This window comes from Desulfosarcina cetonica JCM 12296 (assembly GCF_001311845.1).
Classification (GTDB): Bacteria; Desulfobacterota; Desulfobacteria; order Desulfobacterales; family Desulfosarcinaceae; genus Desulfosarcina; species Desulfosarcina cetonica.
This window is the reverse complement of sequence record NZ_BBCC01000137.1, coordinates 1-17,769: the sequence shown is the minus strand read 5'-3', so window position 1 is coordinate 17,769 and position 17,769 is coordinate 1. Positions and strand designations below refer to the sequence as shown.

Below are 17,769 nucleotides of genomic sequence, written 5' to 3'. Positions count from 1 at the left end.
GGGTGTTGAGCCCCAGCCCCAGGCCGTCGATCACGCCGGCGGCAATGGCGATGACGTTCTTCACCGAAGCGCCCAGTTCGGCGCCGATCATGTCTTCGATGGTGTACACCCGGAAGTAGGGCGTGGCAAAAACCTGCTGAACATAGGCGGCCGTTTCCGGGCTGCCGGAGGCCACGGTCACCACGGTGGGCACCTGGCGGGCCACCTCCTTGGCGAAACTGGGGCCGGTCAGAACGGCCAGTCGCTGGCGGGACAGACCGGGGATCACTTCACTTAGTACGCCGGACATGGTCAGGTGGGTCTGGTTCTCGATCCCCTTGGAAGCACTGACGACCACGGTCTGTGCACCGATGGCCTCGCCACAGCGCTGCATGGTCTGGCGGGTCACATGGGAGGGGGTGACCACCAAAACCAGGTCCTTGTCCGAAACGACCGCGACGAGATCACCGGAAGGATGCAGGTTATCGGACAGCCTCACTCCCGGCAGAAACCGCTCGTTGACCCGCTCGGTGGCCATCTGCTGGCGAACATCCTCCTCGTAAACCCAATGTTCCACATGAAAGCCCTGGGACGCCAGCAGGTTGGCCAGGGCCGTTCCCCAACTGCCGGCGCCCACCACGCCAATGGCCGTGGTATTGACATCCATCTGTTTGCTTATCATTCCTGCGCCTCCTCTTCCGCGCCGGGTTCATCGGCTTCGCTTGGCGGATCGATGCCATCGACCGCATCTTCCACGCCGTTGACGGGATCCTCTTTTTCCGCCAGGGCGGCGGCGCTGACCACGCGTTCTTCGGATTCCATGACGATCAGCCGGACCCCCTGGGTGTTTCGGCTGATCACCGAGGTACCGGAAACCGGGGTCCGGATCAATTTACCGGTGTCGGTGACCAGCATCAGGTCATCCTCGTCCTTCACCAGGAGAATACTCACCACCTGACCATTGCGCAAGTTGGTCTTGATGGTAATCACGCCCTTGCCGCCGCGGTGGTGAATCGGATACTCGTCGATGGCGGTCCGCTTGCCATAGCCGTTTTCGGTGATGGTGAAAAGCGTCTCGCCGTGCTGCAGCACCTCCATGCCCACCACCCGGTCGCCCTCGGCCAATGTCATGCCGCGCACGCCCCGGGCGGTACGGCCGCTGGCCCGGATGTCCGATTCGTGGAAGCGGATCGATTTGCCCATGGCCGTTCCCAAAAAGACGTTCTGGGTACCGTCGGACAGCTTTACCGCGATCAATTCGTCGCCCTCGACCAGGTGCAGGGCAATGATGCCGCCGGTGCGTGGCCGGCTGAAGGCCATCAGATCGGTCTTTTTCACCGTGGCGGTACGGGTGCACATGAGCACGTGCAGGCCCGGCTCGAACGCCGGCACGGCCAGGACGGCGGTCATGCGCTCACCGTCGGCGAAGTTCAGCAGGTTGACGATGGCCTTACCGCGGCTTTGGCGGCCGACCTGGGGGATGTCGTAGACTTGCACCAGTACACCTTGCCGAGATTGGTGAAAAAAAGAAAATAGTGATGCGTGGAAGCCACAAACAGATGGGTCACGTAATCCTCATCCTTGGTGCTCATGGCGGTCTTGCCCCGGCCGCCGCGCCGCTGGCTTTGATACAGGGTGATGGGATTGCGTTTGATGTAGCCGGTATTGGAGATCGTGACCACCATGTCCTCTTCGGCGATCATGTCCTCGATGGTCAGCTCGCGGGTGTCGGCCACGATCTGGGTGCGCCGTGCGTCGCCGAACTCCCCCTTGAGGATGTCCAGTTCGTTCTTGATGATGCCCAACACCAGTTGCTCACTGCCCAGAATCTCCTTGAAACGGGCGATATCCTTGAGGATGGCATCGTATTCCGCGATGATCTTGTCCCGCTCCAGACCGGTGAGTCGCTGCAGACGCATGTCCAGGATGGCCTGGGCCTGAATGACCGTCAGGCTGAAGGTCTCCATGAGGCGGTCCTTGGCTTCCTGGGGGGTTTTGGAAGTGCGGATCAACTGGACGACGGCGTCCAGGTTGTCCAGGGCGATCTTGAGACCTTCCAGGATGTGGGCCCGGGCCTCGGCCTTGTTCAGGTCGAAGCGCGTCCGTCGGACAATGATCTCCTTGCGGTGCAGAACAAAATGCTCAAGGATCTGCTTCAGGCTCAGTACCTGGGGCCGGTTCCGCACCACGGCCAGGAGGATCACGCCGAAGCTGCTCTCCATCTGGGTGTGTTTGAAGAGCTGATTGATAATCACGCCGGCCATTTGGTCTTTTTTCACGGCCATGGCGATGCGCATGCCGCGCCGGTCGGACTCGTCGCGCACGAACCGGAGTCCCTCGATCACCTTGTGCTTCATCAGCTCGGCAATCTTCTCAATCAGTCGGGCCTTGTTCACCTGATAGGGAATCTCGGTCACCACGATGGTTTCCTGCCCGGTCTTCTTGTCTTCCTCCACATCCACCACGGCCCGCACGCGCACGATACCGCGACCGGTTTCGTAGGCATCACGAATGCCCTGCAGGCCTTGAATCACCCCACCGGTGGGAAAATCCGGGCCGGGGATAAACGTCATCAGTTCACGGCTGGTAATCTGGGGAGTGTCAATCAGGGCCTTGATGCCCTCGATGATTTCGGAAAGATTGTGTGGCGGAATGTTGGTGGCCATGCCCACGGCGATACCGGACGAGCCGTTGACCAAGAGGGCCGGGAATTTGGCCGGCAGGACCGATGGTTCCTCAAGCGACTCGTCGTAGTTGGGGATCATGTTGACGGTCTCTTTGTCCAGGTCCTCGAGCATTTCGTGGGCCAGGCGCTGCATGCGGATCTCGGTGTACCGCATGGCTGCTGCCGGGTCACCGTCGATGGAACCAAAGTTGCCTGGCCATCCACCAGGGGGTAGCGCATGGAAAAATCCTGGGCCAGGCGCACGATGGTCTCATAGACGGCCGCATCGCCGTGGGGGTGGTACTTACCGATCACGTCACCGACGATGCGGGCCGATTTCTTGTAGGGTTTGTTGTAATCGTTCTTGAGCTCCCGCATGGCGTAAAGCACGCGGCGATGGACGGGTTTGAGTCCGTCGCGCACATCGGGAAGCGCCCGGCCGATAATCACGCTCATGGCGTAATCCAGGTATGAGCGCTTCATCTCGGTTTCGATGCTGATTTCCGGGCTTAGCGGAGCTTCGACTAAATTATCACTCATCTCGGTGCAGGGTCCTTATTGGGTGGGTGCGACCGCGGGCAAACGTCAGGCCCATCGAACGGCCACACCGTATGGAGTTAAGCGTCCTCGATCAGACGCTGGTAGCTGGCATGGTAAATCTCGGTCAAGGTAAGAAAAGCGGTGGCGATCAGCGGGCCATAAATGATCCCCAACAGGCCAAACAGCTGCAATCCGCCGATAATGGCCAGGAACACCAGCAATGTATGCATTTTGACCCGTTTTCCCACGATCTTGGGTTTAAGAATATATTCAACGCCGCCGGATAGCAAAAGGTAATAGACCATAAAAAAAATACTGGTCGCGATGCGCCCTTTCAGAAAGAGAAAAACCGCCGTGGGCGCAAAGACCGCCCCGATGCCGATGATCGGCAAAAAGGCCAGCAAGGCCATGATGACGCCCCACAGAAACGCCGAGGGCAGGCCGAAAAGCCAGAAGATCAACCCACCGAAGGTGCCCTGGATGATCCCGCACAGGCCGTTGCCAATGATGATGGCGCCGGCCATGTCGCTGAATTTGCCCATCAGTTGGGCATCCTGGTCGTCGGGTAGCGGCGACAGGTCCTCCAGGAACTGAACCAGCCGGGGGCCATCGATGAGCAAGAAAAAAATCACCAGCAGCATCAGAAAAAAACTGGCGATGAAGGACAGCGTGTTGGAGGCGATGGCGCCCGCCTGATCAAAAAGGAACTGGCCCACGGCCCGCCCGATTTCAGAAATCACCTTGTTGAGATCCGCACCGGTGATGGCGACGCCGAAATTGGCCAACAGCGGGTTGATCCGCGCCAGCAAGGCGTTATTGGTAAAATGGGTCGTGATGAAACTGGAAAGCGCGGGACTTTTGGCCAGGGCGACCAGTTCGGCGGCCTCCTGGGCCAGAATCCCCACAAAAAAGACAATCGGCACAAACAAACTCAGAAAAATCAGGCAGCAGGTCAATCCCGAAGCCACACCGGGTCGGATCGTCTTGTGTGCGACCATCCACCGGTAAATCGGATAAAAGGCGCCGGCCACCACCGCCCCCAATACGATGATCGAAAAAAGGGTGACAGCAACCAGCCCATCAGCGAGATGGAAACCAGGAAGCATGCCAGAAAGAACCACAGGATCATTTTTTGGGAGGTGCGGTTCTCCATGGACCCTCCACGGCCCGAAAATCCCGACGGAGCATCGCTGGGGTCGCCGGGCACGCGTGAAAATGGGCTGGCACCGCAAGCCGGCCGACAGGTCATTGGCGATCCTTCAGGGACAGTCTGTCAGGAACAGTCTTTGCGCGATGCCAAGGGGCATAACGCAATCTGCGCAAACGCCCGGATAACGAAACAAAAGGCATTTGCGCAGAGGGAATGCATTGAACACACGATACGATAGATCAATGCCGGCCGTATCGACGACGGAATCTATTTGCCGATGATGGCCCCGGCAGCGAAATAGAGCAGGATCTCATAGACGGCGACCGGCGTATAGCTGCCGGCTATGCCGTAGATGATGCCACCGCCGATAATTGCCGGAACGCCGCAAAAGACCAGTATCCCCAGTTTTCTGCTAATATTCATCGCATCCTTCTCCTGTTACCATTGCGCCATCGTTGAAACGGGGGTTTTTCATACGTATTCAAAACCCTCGTTATTTAACAGTAACATCTGAAAAAGTAAAGAAAAAAATCATCTTTCGATGATCATCGCCATCCCCATGCCACCGCCAATACACATGGTGATCAAGCCGGTGGAATAGCCCTTGCGCTTCATCTGGTTCATTCCACTGACCATCTGCCGTGCACCGGTGCAGCCGATGGGGTGGCCGAGGGAAATACCACTGCCCAGTTCATTGGGTTTTTCGGTAGCGATGTTCAGTTCGCGCATGCAACCGATGGCCTGGGAAGCGAAGGCTTCATTCAGCTCGATCATGTCGATATCATCCATGGTCATGCCCGTGGCGGCCAGGACCTTGCGCACCGCCGGCACCGGTCCCAGGCCCATGTAGGCCGGATCCAAACCGCCGGAACGGAAGGCCTTGATCTTGACAATCGGTTCCAGGCCCAATTCCTTGGCCTTGTCGCCCGACATCATCAACACCGCCGCCGCGCCGTCGTTGATCCCCGACGCATTGCCGGCCGTAACCGTACCGTCCTTGATGAAGGCCGGCCGCAGTTTAGCCATTTTCTCCATGTTGGTGTCCATGGGACGCTCGTCGGTATCGACGACGATGTCGCCCTTGCGCGACTTGATCGTCACGGGAATGATCTCCTGGGCAAACAGGCCTTCCTTGATCGCGGTGCGCGCACGGTTATGGCTGAGCACGCCCAGTTCATCCTGCTCCTGGCGGCTGATGTTATAGAGCTTGGCGATATTCTCGGCGGTCATACCCATGTGATAACCGTAAAAAATTTCGTAAAGACCGTCGAAAACCATCAGGTCGTAGATATCGCCCTTGCCGGTCAATTCCATGCGATGCCCCCAACGGGCCTTGGGCAGGGCCATGGGCGCCTGGCTCATGTTTTCCATGCCACCGGCCATGATCACATCGGATTCCCCGGTCATGATCGCCGAAGCCCCCAGGGCAATGGCCTTGAGTCCGCTACCGCAGACCTTGTTGATGGAAAAAGCCGGTGTCTCCTTGGGCAAGCCGCCGCGCACCATGGCCTGACGGGCCGGATTCTGGCCCTGGCCGGCCTGCAGCACGTTGCCCATGATGACTTCATCGATATTGACCGCCGGCAGGCTGGCGTCCCAGTCCATGGCTTTCTTTTCGAGTTCGACCAGGCCCTGGTCTTTCAGCGCATCCGGTCCGGCGGCCAGCAGATCCTGGCTGGCTTGGGGCCGCAGACCCGCATTCTTCAAGGTGGCGTGCATGACGGTCGCACCCAGTTCCACCACCGGAACATCCTTCAAGCACCCTCCGAAAGAACCCACTGCGGTTCTTGCGCCACTGACAATAACAACCTCTCTCATCCTGCACTCCTCCTGTTGTTGATTCTTGGCATCACAGCTGATAGGAAAAAAGCCAGACGGTTCTATATGTTCGAAATCAGGTTCCCGCAATAAACTAAACGCCCCAAGTCATTACCACAAACCCCGTTAGGGTGTCCAACAGGAAATGAAACACCGCTTTTATGCCATAACGGTTCTTTTCGTCGGCCTCTTGAGCGCCCAAATCGTTGCCACCGCCCATGTCCACATCGCCGATGGGGACCTTATGCAAGCCACCGAAACGATCGCGCGTAACGGTTACCTGGCCGTACCCAATGCCGGCACGACGGGACATTTGGACAGCTGGGACATCGCCATGGCCGGCGGCGCCTTCTTTACCTTGAGCATCGGTGCCGGCCTTGCGCTGATGACCCTGGTCGCCACCTGGCTGTGGGATCGGATCTTCCGGCGCCGCCGATACGCGACCATCGGCGGCCTGATGGCCTGGATATTCTTTTTCTATCAAATCAACAACAACGGTTTCAATCTGGCCGCCACCACCTACCTGACGGTGGTGCCGCTGGTCACCGGTGTTGCCGCGATCCTTCTTCTGCCCGACCGTACGACCCTGGTTTCACCGGCAGGTGTTCTCTGGCCGGTGTCCGCCGTCGTGATGCTGGTTCTTTTCTGGTCCCCGGTGCTGGATGCAAACATCTTCACCAATATCCGCGATCATCTGTTGCTGCCCCACACGACCGGACGCCGAATCGTCGACGTCTACTACCGATACACCCTCTTTCCGGCTGGGGCCTTTCAATCCCTGTCCCAGAAACAGCTCCGCACCTGTGTGCTGGACACCACCATCGATCGGTCCCGGATCGCTCCCATCGAGCAGACCGTGCGCCGCCATGACTGGCTGCCGGTCACCGCCGGTTTTCCCGCCGACCTGATCATCGCCGAAAACAAGACGAACGAAAAGCTGACCCTGGCGTACAAACACCGCCGTATTTTGGCGGTCTCCGCCGACACCTTGCTGACCCAACCGGGAAAGACGCTCAGCGCTTATGCTGAGCGGCTGGACCGCAACCACATGTTTCGTCTGGCGGCCCTGGTCGGCTTAACCATCGGGTTTCCGTTATTGATTTTCAGCATGACGTTCTGTTTGCTCAGCGCCCTTTTCCACCTCGGGTTGAATATATCCGTGGCCCAAGGCATTGCCGCCCTGCTCTGCGTCATTCTGGGCATCACGCTGGCGATTCCGGTCTATCGGAGCCGCGCGGCCATGGATACCGCCCTGGATCCGGCGGTCGCGCTGGTCGCAGCATCAACCCGTTATACCCGTATCGCGGCCCTGCGCCGGGCCTGCCAGCAGCATTTGGATATTTCCATGGCGGCGCGCCAGGCCGGCCTGTCGACCAGCCTGGATGTCGCCGAGCGTTACTGGCTGGCCAAAAGTCTGGCCGATGCCCACCATCCCCAGGCAAGGGTCATGCTTCAGACCCTGGCCAGGATCCTTCCCCCATTGTTGTTTGCCAGGCCCTGTGGGCCATGGGCCAGCGCCGGAATCGGGCGGCTATCCCGCACCTCATCCGGCGGATCAACACCGACCCCCGCTGGTACATCCAAATGTACGCCTACCGCGCCTTGAGGAGCCTGGGATGGGTTCAACCCCGATCTCGACATCTTTTCTGATCGCCTCGCTGGCGGCCGTCACGCTCCTGGAAATCGTTGCCGGCCTGGCCAGCGGTCACGTTGACATCCCCCCATCGGGCTGATCATCATCACCCGGACGCTACAGGTGATTGTCCTGGGCAGCCTGGCGGAAAGGCAGCCGGCGGGCCTGGCGACCCTTGGCCTGGGAAGGGACGCCCTTCTGCCGGGCTTGATGAAAGGGTTGATTGGATCGGCGGGTTTCGCCCTGGCCGCGGGCTTGCTGTTCATCGCCCTTTTGGCCGCCGGTCAGCACCCCCTGCAGCTGATTCGGTCGCCGTTGCCGGAAAGTCCGTATCAGCGGGCATTGTTTTTCATGGCCGGTGGAATGGTCGCGCCGGTCGCCGAGGAGATCGTCTTCCGGGGCGTGATCTATGGGTACCTGCGCCGTTGGGGGAAGGCAACGGCCGTACTGATCTCCACGGCCCTGTTTGCGGCCTTTCATGTCGGCCCCGCCCTGCCGGTCACCCAAATCATCGGCGGGGTGGTGTTTGCCATTGCCTACCAGGCCAGCGGAAGCCTGATCACGCCCATCGTCATCCATGGGTTGGGCAACCTGGCGATTTTCACCTTGTCGATGTGTTGACGGGCGAATCATGGGGTGTATGCTCAAAATGCCCTAAAACATTTCGTAACTTGACAGTTCCCAAGGCTTTTTATAGATTTGGCTTCAATATAAAACTATAAAGAATGGTGAATTCGTAAAAATTTGCCTTTTCGCCCCCTGAACCATGGCGCCCGCCATCACGGGTGTCGGACCCAAACCAAACAGTGATTATCCATGAGTGCCGAAAAAAAAGAAAAACATAGCGGACTGGCCACCTTGTTCGACGGGGTGGAGCTCAAAAGCTTTTTCATCAATTATCTGTGGTTCATCATCGCCGTTGAAATCTTGATTTTTCTGGTGAGTTTTCTGGGCCATCTGAGCCCGGAAAAAGGACCGTTCCCCTGGAAGTTCTACTTTTATGTCTCCTTCATCACACCGGTGGCCATCACCTTTTTGTTGGGGGTTTTCATTCTGGCTTTCAACCAGTTTATCTTCGGGGCCAGCCAGGCCACCGGCGAGGACGGGATCAGCGGTGGCGAAGGAGAGGAAAGCCGTTCCAAACTCTTCCAATTCAACTTGTTCCTGACCCACATAAAAAAGGTCCCTTTTCTGCCGGTACTGTTCGCCCTGGTGGCCAGCGGCGTGCTGTTTTACAAATTGGACGCCATCTTTCTCTTCATCTTCAATGCCGGAGAGAAGATGGTCACCTACAGCCTGATCGCCTGCGGCGTCTTGCTGGCCGCCGGCTCATTTTCGGGGTTGCCTGGATCGTCAGCAACTACAAGCTCAGCAAGAAACACATGGAGCACGAATACCGCTACCGCAACGATGTCATGGAGAAGTTGGGGTTCCTGATCATGGAGGATGACACCGTGATCGACAAAAACGGAAAATTGGTCAGCCAGAAGCAGATGCTCCCCGCTCCCCACCACGAGCCCGGCAAGGAACGCGAGAATCTTAAGATTCTACCCCCGTCCAACTAAACGCGCCGGAAAGCCGTGAAACCGAATACCACCCGCGCCATGGGGATTTCGTCGTGGAAACGCCGCCTGCGGCGGTTAACGCCAGACCGTTTGATCAACGAAGAGGGGTTTTCCGTCAACCCGGTTGCCGCAACCCTTTTCTGCGGTCTGGTTCTGGTCATTGTGGTCTATACCACCTTGGAGCAAACCGGGGCCATGGCGCGACTGGGCCAATATGGTCCGGTACTGCCGCTCATCATCATCGCCTGGTTGATGTATGGCATTTACCGGGGATTCAAGCTGCTCAAACGGCGCTCGGCGCGTCTGCGCATCAAGGGGCCGCTCTACCTGCGAGCCTTGATGAACGATTGCCTGGAGCGCACCTGCGGGCCCCTTGAGAAACGGCTGAACAAGCCGGAAATATCTTCCTCGGCAATTCTCAACGACCTGTTGCTGGATAAGATGCTCTATGTCGGCGCCACCGACTGCCTTCGCTTTTCCGATGTTCGCCGACAAATCGAAGGCAGCCGCCTCAAAGGGACAGCCAACCTTTCGCTGGCCCGTTTTTTCAGACCGATGTGGAGTACCATAAACGCCCCCTGCCCGGTGAAATTCGTCAGGTGGCGGACATGGCCGCCCGCAGTCGTAAGGACCTCAAGCCCCTGTTGGAACGTCTCAAGGCCGCCCATCAAAGCCTGTGCACCGGTTGCGGCGATATTCTCTCCCTGCTGCCGCCGGATCCGAAAAAGGTGGAAAAAATCCGTTCCAGCTACCGCTATCGCCCGCCCACCCCGGAAAGAGCCCGACGCATGGTTTTTGCTCTGGAAACCCTGGCCTACCTCAAGGCCATTCGCCATGAAAACGTCAATCCCATGGACCGGCGACGCTATGACGCCATCGCCGAGAAAGCCATCCCTTGGATCGGTGATGCCCTGGCCGCCTATCGGCAAGCCTGGCAGGCCGTGGTGGATGCCTACGAACGCCCGCAGAGCGAACGCACGCAGTAAAACAACCGTCTTGGTATTCCCTGGTACTGGCATTTTTCCGATATAAGAAAAGGCCTCCAAGGAACATTTCCTTGGAGGCCACGAAAGAACAATTCATTCTGATTTGTCAGTTAAATGCAGATCGCGATCTCAAGAGAAGATTAAAAGGCCGTGGGATTCAGTCACAGGATCCATGCAAGAGCCGTCGCGATCACGAATGCCGTCGCCCTTACCGTTGGTTTCATCACCGTAGGCCAGGGTCAGGCCGCCGTGGGATTCGACCGCGCCATCCTCCGGAAGAAGGCAGGAGCCGTCACGTTTTTGGTCCTTATCACGGATCTGATCTTTCGCCAGAATCAGGCTGCCGTGGGATTCGACCGCACCATCTTCCGGGAGAAGGCAGGAGCCGTCACGTTTTTGGTCCTTATCACGGATCTGATCGGCGGCCATTGCCAAACTCACACTACAAACCATCACAAAAAACAAAACCAGACTTTTTCTCACCATCGATGCCATATCAAACCTCTCTTTGCTTGTTTAATGGTTTTTTGTTCTAAGCTCAATCTGAAGACAAATCGCTTGGTTCCCGAACGGTTGTGATCCCCTCCCTTCTTCCTGCCGGATTGGCAAATGCAGGATATGATCATTTTTAATATATTGGATTTCTACCGTAAATCAGACGAGCCCCATTCCTTTGGTAGGATCTTCGACCGTTTTTTGTCGGTTTTTGTCCTACAAGGGCATCGACGCTGCTTATTGCGATAGAAGGCCTGTATCGTGAGCCCCCGCAACACGCTGCCGTGATTGAATGCATGGAATGCTGATGAGGGCCGGCATGGATGAGGAGAAGCAATCGAAGGGATAAGACAAGCCTGGCGGGTTTTCGATCAAAACGGGAGTAAACAAACAGCGGGAAAGCGACGGGATGACAAAACGAGACGACCGATAACGGCGTTCCCGCTATCGGTCGTCATCAATGGTAGCCGTCGGAGGTAATCGGTCAGTCGGCCAGCCCGTGCTTGATGAAATGGGTGGTTATTTCGGCGTTGGTATGCATTCCCATTTTTCTCAGGGCACGGGTGCGGTTGGTGCTGATGGTTTTTACGCTGAGGCAGAGTTCATCGGCAATCTGGGTCACGGTCTTTCCGTCAGCAATCATTCGGGCTACCTGGTACTCACGGTCGGAAAGGCGTTCATGTGGTGATTTTTCAGAATCGTCTTGCAGATAGACCGCCATTTTTTCCGAAAGGGAAGAACTGATATAGCGCCCGCCCCGAGCCACCTTGCGAATGGCCTTGACCAGTTCCTGGGGCGCACTTTCCTTGGTCAGGTAACCGGCCACACCCGCTTTGATGCTGCGAATGGCATATTGTTCTTCGGGATGCATGCTGAGCATCAGCACCGGGAGATGGGGTTTTTCCTTTTTCAGCTGTTTCAATGTTTCCAGACCGTTTCCTCCCGGCATGGTGATATCCAGCAAAATCATGTCCCAACGTTTTTGGCGACTCATTTCCAGCACTTGCCAACCGCTGGCCGCCTCACCAGCCACCCTCATATCGGCGGATTCGGAAAGGATCTGCTTCAACCCCTCCCTGACAATCGCGTGATCATCGGCGACAAGAATCTTTAACATGATCTCTTCTCCTTTGGGATACGGACCTTAACCGTGGTCCCCGTCCGGGGTGCACCATGGATACTGAAGGTGCCATTCAAATGGTTGACGCGTTCGTGCATGCCAATAACGCCAAATGACCGGGATGTGAGGATTTGTTCCTCGGATATGCCGATGCCATTGTCGCGGACGACCAATTCCAGCGTTGTTTCCGTTTCCGTCAAATCAATGGTAACGGCGGTTGCCCGGGCATGACGGGCGACATTGGTAAGGGCCTCCTGGAAAATCCGAAAAACCGCCACGGACCGTTTGGGGTCCAACACGATCGTCTCCGGCTCGGCGGTGAACGCGCAGGCAATTCCGACGCGATCGGCGAATTCCCGGGCCTGCCACTCCATGGCGGCTGACAGGCCGAAATCGTCCAAGATACCCGGCCGAAGTTCCGAAGCGATGCGGCGTACCGTTTTTGCCGTCGCATCGATCAGGCCTGACATTTTTTGTATTTTTTCATGAAGCAACCCGGGATCCATGGACAACTTGGAATCCAGCCAATGCAGGTCGAATTTGATGGCAGTCAGCGTCTGTCCCAGCTCATCGTGGATTTCCCGTGCAATCCGTTTGGCCTCTTCCTCGCGGATGGACTGCAAATGAAGTGCCAGATCCCGTAAGCGTTCGCGGGATTGCATCAACTTCTCCTGAGTCAATTCGCGTTCCACGATTTCCTGTTTCAGCTTCCCATTGGTGGTCTCAAGTTCGACGGTTCGATCCCGCACCAGGTTTTCGAGATGCAGGCGGTGTTTTTCCAACTCCGCGGCCATCTTATTGAATGAGCTGGAAAGGAGTCCGACTTCATCGTTTCGGTCAACAAACAGGTAGGGCTTCAGATTTCCATCGGCAACCGCCTCCGTGGCCGCGATCATTCGCTTGATCGGCGCGGCAATAAACGAGGCCAGAGAATAGGCGATAACGCCGCCGATCAGGATCGTCACGACACCGATGAGCACAATCTGACGCCGGGCCAGGTCAATTTCCTTCTCGACGGCCATATACGAATACCCCAGCCGGATGGTTCCCAGGCGCGCCGTTTCAACCGTTATGGGGACCGCCAAGTCACAGTGCATTTCCTTTGGTTCGGGAAGATGGGTGGACACGCGGCGATAGCCGCCGGGGCATGCGCCAACCCCCAGGGAAAGGTCGTCCAGGCGCTTGCCCACCTCCGCCAGATCGCTGTGCATCACCACGCGTCCCTGGGGATCGACGACCATGACATAACGCACGTATTCCTGCGCCGTTGAATGATTGACGAATCGGCGCAGGGTCGGCAAATCCCGGCTCAGCAGCGGGCGCGTGGTGAACTGGGCCAGATCCGACGCCAGGGCCAAGCCTCTTTTGTGCAGTTCGACCTCCAGCGCCTTCTTCTCCCGAAAGGTCGTAATAACCCCGGTAACAAGAACAAGCAGCACGATCATTCCCTCGATCAGGAGGGTCAGCTTGAATCGCAACCCGAACATGAATGGTTTGCGCATAAAGTGCATATACGTTCCCTGGTCAGACGAAAGGCGTTATCTGATTATAACGATTCTGAAAGATATAACGATTCGGGAAGAAAAGGTTACTCTTCGGCGATGGCGTCCAGCATTTTTTTGATATCGGCAAGGGCCATGTCATCGGTCTCCTGGAAACCGCCAAGCTCGGCCTGGTTCAATATTTGCCGATGCTCCGGCAGGTTCGGATCCAGATGCAAGAGGGCCTGGTTGACAGACGCGACCACCAGCGGGTCAACATGCTTGGCCGCCGCCAGAACTTTGGTGGGGACCTGTTGCGTTATGCCGATCATCATCAGCTGGTCCGCATCCACCCCCAATTCGCGCTGTTTAAGATGATGTTCCGCCAGGAAATGGTCACACACCACGCCGGCATCCACGGCATGCATATAAACATTGAAGGCAATATCCTCACAGCAAGCGCCATTAGAATATCCGCCCAGGTCGCTTTCGATATGGATGCCGTTTGCTTTCAATAGCGATCGGGCCGCGATCCATCGGGCGGACGACACCGTCGGGCCAAACATCACCGTTTTCTGTTTCAAGTCCTGAATCGAATGGATCCCCCCGTCCTTCCTGACCACGACAACCCCGCATTGGCTCGTTTTCCCATCCATTGTCAAGCTACGCAGAAGACTATGCCGATTGTACAAATGGGCCGATCGCACATATCCATGGGGATCTTGCAGAACAAAATCCAACTCGCCATTTTTTATGGCCCGTTCGTAGTTGGCAGGGTCTTGGTGAAGCATCAGGTGGATATTCAGGTGAGTGGTTTGGTTGAGATAGGTAATCAACGGATAAAATTTCTTAAAGCTACTCACCACATCCGTACAGGGGAAAATGGCAATGGCCAGCGGGGAAGGAACCGGCTCTTGGGCAAAAATCGGCATGGCCAGCACGGTCAACAGGCAGAACAGTCCCCACGACAATCCGCGTCTTGTTATTCATCATCTATCGTTTCTCCCACTATTTGAAAAATCCGTCTAAGACATCTACAAAAAAATCGGATATCGTGCAATGATCCCGGACGCCCCATGCATGCGCATCACTTTCAGGTTGAGCACGGCAGTCGCTATCGAAAAACATCAGGAGGTGAGGATGAACGACCATTTACCGCCGGTTTCGTCTCAGACCATCGAGGATATCAGCATTCAATATCTTGCCTATGAGGGTGACAGCCATTCAACCATCGTGCTTTTGCATGCCACCGGGTTCCTGCCCTGGCTCTGGCACCCCATCGCCAGCCGCCTTGCGCCTGAGTACCGGGTCATCGCCCCCTACTTCTGCGACCACCGGCAAACCGACCCTTACAAGGGAGGGCTGGATTGGATGGTTCTGGCCAGGGATCTCGCCAATCTGTTAAGCGCCCTGGCCATCGAACGGCCGGTTCTCATCGGCCACTCCATGGGGGCGACGGTGGTCACCCTGGCCCAGTCCAGGTATGGCTTGGATGCTGCCGGATTGATCTTGATCGAGCCGATCTTCTTTCCCGAAGACTACTATCGGCAGGCCATCACCCCCGAGGACCATCCCCTGGCCGCCAAATCCTTAAAACGGCGCAATCGATGGGCGGATGCCGCCGAAATGAAGACCTATCTCAGAACAAAACCGCTGTTTGCCCGCTGGGAAAAGGCGTTTCTCGACCTTTATATCGAACATGGCACGAAGACCAATGACGATTTCGGCCTTGAGCTGGCCTGTTCACCGCCCAACGAAGCCGCCATCTACATGGGCGGCATGTCCAACGATCCCTGGCCCTTGATTCCCCACATCCAATGTCCCGTACTGGTCATCGAAGGCGCGGAGAGCGAGAATCGGCAGTTTATCGATTTGCCCGCGGCGGCAACTCGATTCCCAGACTGCCGCTATCAGCGTGTCCCCGGTGCCGGGCACCTGGTTCCCATGGAGAAGTCTGCTAAAATCCTCCAGATCATTCGTGAATTTTCCGGGACGTTGGCTGGCGGGTGATATGCAGAAAACATTTTTATCGCAATGGTATCAATGGTGAGAATTTGACAGCCAAAGGACTCGAACTTGCCATCGGGCGGGAAAGCAACGGCATAGGAGGGAAGGATATCAATACCGACGGTCTGCTTTGGAGGGTAAGGGAAGGCGCATTCTATCCATTACACGGCCCATCATCTTTATTTTAAAGGATCTCAGTCCATTTGCTACTGTCCGGCAGGAAATGACGTTATACTTCGCGGCGATGCGCGGCCTGGCGACCATGAAGGTTCTATCGCCGAAGCCGGGCCGGCGGATAATATAGACCAGAGATGGCCCGCCACGGTATACAGACCGTCGCGAACCATCTTTCAATCTGCGGAGAACACGATAAACGGTGGACCGTCGATTCGCGTTTCTTCCGATTATGTTGATCTTCTCAGCACCCGGAACTGGCGCAGCATTCGATTATTGCTGTTTTCCTTTACGGTTCCGGTGGGTTCTGATCCCGAGCACGCCGATGCCGGAGCCAAGCAGCAGGATGCTTGCTGGAATTGGGACCCAGGTAGTCACACTGGATTTCGCCGTCCAGTCGGATTTAAAAAGAGCGCTCATGCCGAATTCGGAGTCCCAATCGCCGATGCACAGCATGGAGAGATTAAAAATCGGTACCAGCACGTAGGCATAGCCATCGAACTCGCTGCCGAACCAGTCGGGGAAAACGTTGTTTTCGAAAATGAACTCGAAAGTACCGACCGGGCCCCAGCCGCCCCAGCCGAAGTCCACCAGTTCAGTGCTGGCCACCAGCGTCCCCGTGGAAGTACGACCGGGAACCATGGCGTCAAGAAGGTCGGTATAATCCGGGTCGTCTATGGTCGCCGTGACGGTCAGGCTGCCGCTATCGATGGAGATATTGTTTCTCTTATCGATCAGCAGTTCGGCATCCAAGGTATAGGTGAAGTTTAAGGTGGTGTATAAATCCCCTGGGATTGTTATAAGGGCAGCATAGCCGCCTGAAATTGTGAACTCTCCCTGGTAGGCTTTCAGTTGTCTAACATATCTTGCATCGTAGTCGACATCAACACCGAAAACCGTTACGCTCGGATTATAGGGTGTAATGCCGATCAGATCAGCCGCCGCATTCATTTCGCCGGCTAAAAAGAGAAGACCCGATAAGAAGAGCGGAACTGTGGTTCTTAAAAACAACCTCATGCCTTTCATTTTTGAGCCCTCCATCCTTGTAAAGCCGGGCCCAAAAACAACAGTCCGCTTCCATGCGTTATTAAAAGTTAATTCCGCGGAACCGGGCTTTCTGGTACTCGACCGAGTCAGCAAAGTACCCCACATTTATTTTATATATGTTCGCTGGTCTGGAAACGTTCCCTGATCAGCGCTTGTCGTTTTGTATTGTGTGGCTTAAAAAAATTAGGGACGAATTAGCGTTTTGTTAGAACTATGATAGAAAACCAAACGTGATGCGCTCGAAAAAAGCTTGCCAGTCTTCGAGTTGAGAAAAACTGACTTTTCCTCAGGATCCAACGAGGAACACTATGCAAACTCCCCATAAAACCTACCAACGCATGTCAAGTTAGACTTTCAATAGAAACTTCAGCAAGAAGAAAATCTTTCCACACTTAATTCCACGCTAACATTGGGTAGCTAATTAGCGTTTCTTTCGATGTTAGCACGGAACTGGTTTTGTGATCCAGGGTGCGGAGCTATATCCTCATTCCCAAACTGGGCGTTTCAAAATACAATGGTCTGGAGGCGTCCTCCAACTGGTACTTCGCACACCGAGGAACGGAGATCGATCGGTAAACCATCACTTAAAATTATTCTGGAAGTCATTGTCAGAGAAGGAAGATGCCATGAAACCCTTTTTGAGCAGCGTATTCCTGGCTTTAACGATCTTATCATTCTTTATTCCTTCACTTGGATTCGCAGATGTATTTTACGTCAATACCATCGGAGATGACGGAAACGATGGAACATCAGCCGATGATAGTCATGCTTGGAAAACAATTGGAAAAGCCTGGAATTCAATTAACGACGGAGGCAAGCACATTGTCTACGTGTCCTCGGGGCAATATTTCGATGAAGGCAGAACATACCATTTTCCCCAGACTAACGGTTCGACGATAGTTTTTCGTGCTCAAGACGGCCCGGTTCATATTCGCAGTTCGAATTTGAACCCTTTTGGTTATGTTCTCAGGCCGATTGGGGATTGCACAATGTTTTTTCTGGGAGATTTCATCTTCGACCAGCAATGGTTGGGAGATGGATCGATAAACGATGGGAACATATATTTCATTGCATCGGTAGTAGAATCCAACCAGAATTTTACATTTGAT

Annotated in this window: 18 protein-coding genes and 1 pseudogene; 6 read left to right on the top strand and 13 right to left on the bottom strand. The window is 55.7% G+C overall.

The window, feature by feature from the left end; translation table 11 throughout:
- The 7 genes and pseudogenes from JCM12296_RS23990 to JCM12296_RS23975 all read right to left on the bottom strand — a co-directional run.
- A partial coding sequence (locus JCM12296_RS23990) for an NAD(P)H-dependent glycerol-3-phosphate dehydrogenase (RefSeq protein ID WP_246804803.1) occupies positions 1-661 on the bottom strand: 661 nt, incomplete at its 3' end.
- Entirely contained in the window at positions 658-1,476 is an 819-nt protein-coding gene (locus JCM12296_RS51555; RefSeq protein ID WP_306304115.1) for a DNA gyrase C-terminal beta-propeller domain-containing protein, read from the bottom strand. The genes JCM12296_RS23990 and JCM12296_RS51555, both read right to left, overlap by 4 nt.
- Positions 1,410-1,664 (bottom strand): DNA gyrase C-terminal beta-propeller domain-containing protein, encoded by a 255-nt coding sequence (locus tag JCM12296_RS51550; RefSeq protein WP_306304116.1) that lies wholly within the window; start codon positions 1,662-1,664, stop codon positions 1,410-1,412. Before JCM12296_RS51550 ends, JCM12296_RS51555 begins: the two co-directional genes overlap by 67 nt.
- A gap of 153 nt (positions 1,665-1,817) precedes the next feature.
- Positions 1,818-3,022 (bottom strand): annotated as a pseudogene (locus JCM12296_RS51545) (DNA gyrase subunit A); the annotation flags it as partial.
- A gap of 239 nt (positions 3,023-3,261) precedes the next feature.
- Positions 3,262-4,290 carry an AI-2E family transporter gene (locus tag JCM12296_RS23980; protein ID WP_246804802.1) on the bottom strand — a complete coding sequence of 343 codons (1,029 nt, stop codon included), beginning with the start codon at positions 4,288-4,290 and terminating at the stop codon, positions 3,262-3,264.
- 311 nt (positions 4,291-4,601) lie between these two features.
- The gene (locus tag JCM12296_RS40200; protein ID WP_172684065.1) at positions 4,602-4,757 is read right to left on the bottom strand and encodes a hypothetical protein; all 156 of its coding nucleotides are present in this window, start codon (positions 4,755-4,757) and stop codon (positions 4,602-4,604) included.
- Positions 4,758-4,865: 108 nt separating this feature from the next.
- A complete protein-coding gene (locus JCM12296_RS23975; RefSeq protein WP_054698758.1) occupies positions 4,866-6,152 on the bottom strand; it encodes a thiolase family protein in 1,287 nt (428 codons plus the stop codon).
- 145 nt (positions 6,153-6,297) lie between these two features.
- Here JCM12296_RS23975 and JCM12296_RS23970 point away from each other — a divergent pair, with 145 nt between their 5' ends.
- From JCM12296_RS23970 to JCM12296_RS23960, 3 genes are all read left to right on the top strand, one after another.
- Positions 6,298-7,758: a hypothetical protein gene (locus JCM12296_RS23970; RefSeq protein WP_054698756.1), complete on the top strand. Its 1,461-nt coding sequence runs from the start codon at positions 6,298-6,300 to the stop codon at positions 7,756-7,758.
- A gap of 150 nt (positions 7,759-7,908) precedes the next feature.
- Positions 7,909-8,406 (top strand): CPBP family intramembrane glutamic endopeptidase, encoded by a 498-nt coding sequence (locus JCM12296_RS23965; RefSeq protein ID WP_054698754.1) that lies wholly within the window; start codon positions 7,909-7,911, stop codon positions 8,404-8,406.
- Between the two features lie 195 nt (positions 8,407-8,601).
- Positions 8,602-9,222, top strand: coding sequence for a hypothetical protein (locus tag JCM12296_RS23960; protein WP_054698752.1), 621 nt, complete (start codon positions 8,602-8,604; stop codon positions 9,220-9,222).
- 203 nt (positions 9,223-9,425) lie between these two features.
- Here the strand turns inward: JCM12296_RS23960 and JCM12296_RS23955 are convergent, their stop codons facing one another.
- Entirely contained in the window at positions 9,426-9,845 is a 420-nt protein-coding gene (locus JCM12296_RS23955) for a hypothetical protein (RefSeq protein ID WP_054698749.1), read from the bottom strand.
- 62 nt (positions 9,846-9,907) lie between these two features.
- On the opposite strand from JCM12296_RS23955, the gene JCM12296_RS23950 reads away from it, so the two are divergent.
- Positions 9,908-10,336, top strand: coding sequence for a hypothetical protein (locus tag JCM12296_RS23950; RefSeq protein WP_054698747.1), 429 nt, complete (start codon positions 9,908-9,910; stop codon positions 10,334-10,336).
- Between the two features lie 129 nt (positions 10,337-10,465).
- Here the strand turns inward: JCM12296_RS23950 and JCM12296_RS23945 are convergent, their stop codons facing one another.
- From JCM12296_RS23945 to JCM12296_RS23930, 4 genes are all read right to left on the bottom strand, one after another.
- Positions 10,466-10,831, bottom strand: a complete 366-nt coding sequence (locus tag JCM12296_RS23945; protein ID WP_054698745.1) for a hypothetical protein — start codon at positions 10,829-10,831, stop codon at positions 10,466-10,468.
- Positions 10,832-11,315: 484 nt separating this feature from the next.
- On the bottom strand, positions 11,316-11,948 hold the full coding sequence (locus JCM12296_RS23940; protein ID WP_054698743.1) for a response regulator: 633 nt from the start codon (positions 11,946-11,948) through the stop codon (positions 11,316-11,318).
- On the bottom strand, positions 11,942-13,453 hold the full coding sequence (locus tag JCM12296_RS23935) for a histidine kinase (RefSeq protein WP_172684064.1): 1,512 nt from the start codon (positions 13,451-13,453) through the stop codon (positions 11,942-11,944). The genes JCM12296_RS23940 and JCM12296_RS23935 overlap by 7 nt, the downstream gene beginning before the upstream one ends.
- A gap of 86 nt (positions 13,454-13,539) precedes the next feature.
- On the bottom strand, positions 13,540-14,403 hold the full coding sequence (locus JCM12296_RS23930; RefSeq protein ID WP_054698739.1) for a phosphate/phosphite/phosphonate ABC transporter substrate-binding protein: 864 nt from the start codon (positions 14,401-14,403) through the stop codon (positions 13,540-13,542).
- A 169-nt stretch (positions 14,404-14,572) separates the two neighbouring features.
- On the opposite strand from JCM12296_RS23930, the gene JCM12296_RS23925 reads away from it, so the two are divergent.
- Positions 14,573-15,442, top strand: a complete 870-nt coding sequence (locus JCM12296_RS23925) for an alpha/beta fold hydrolase (protein ID WP_054698738.1) — start codon at positions 14,573-14,575, stop codon at positions 15,440-15,442.
- A gap of 444 nt (positions 15,443-15,886) precedes the next feature.
- Here JCM12296_RS23925 and JCM12296_RS23920 read toward each other — a convergent pair whose 3' ends face one another.
- The gene (locus JCM12296_RS23920) at positions 15,887-16,639 is read right to left on the bottom strand and encodes a hypothetical protein (RefSeq protein ID WP_054698736.1); all 753 of its coding nucleotides are present in this window, start codon (positions 16,637-16,639) and stop codon (positions 15,887-15,889) included.
- A 647-nt stretch (positions 16,640-17,286) separates the two neighbouring features.
- Between JCM12296_RS23920 and JCM12296_RS23915 the strand changes: the two genes are divergently transcribed.
- On the top strand, positions 17,287-17,769 hold a 483-nt coding region (locus tag JCM12296_RS23915; protein ID WP_157067849.1), incomplete at its 3' end, for a hypothetical protein.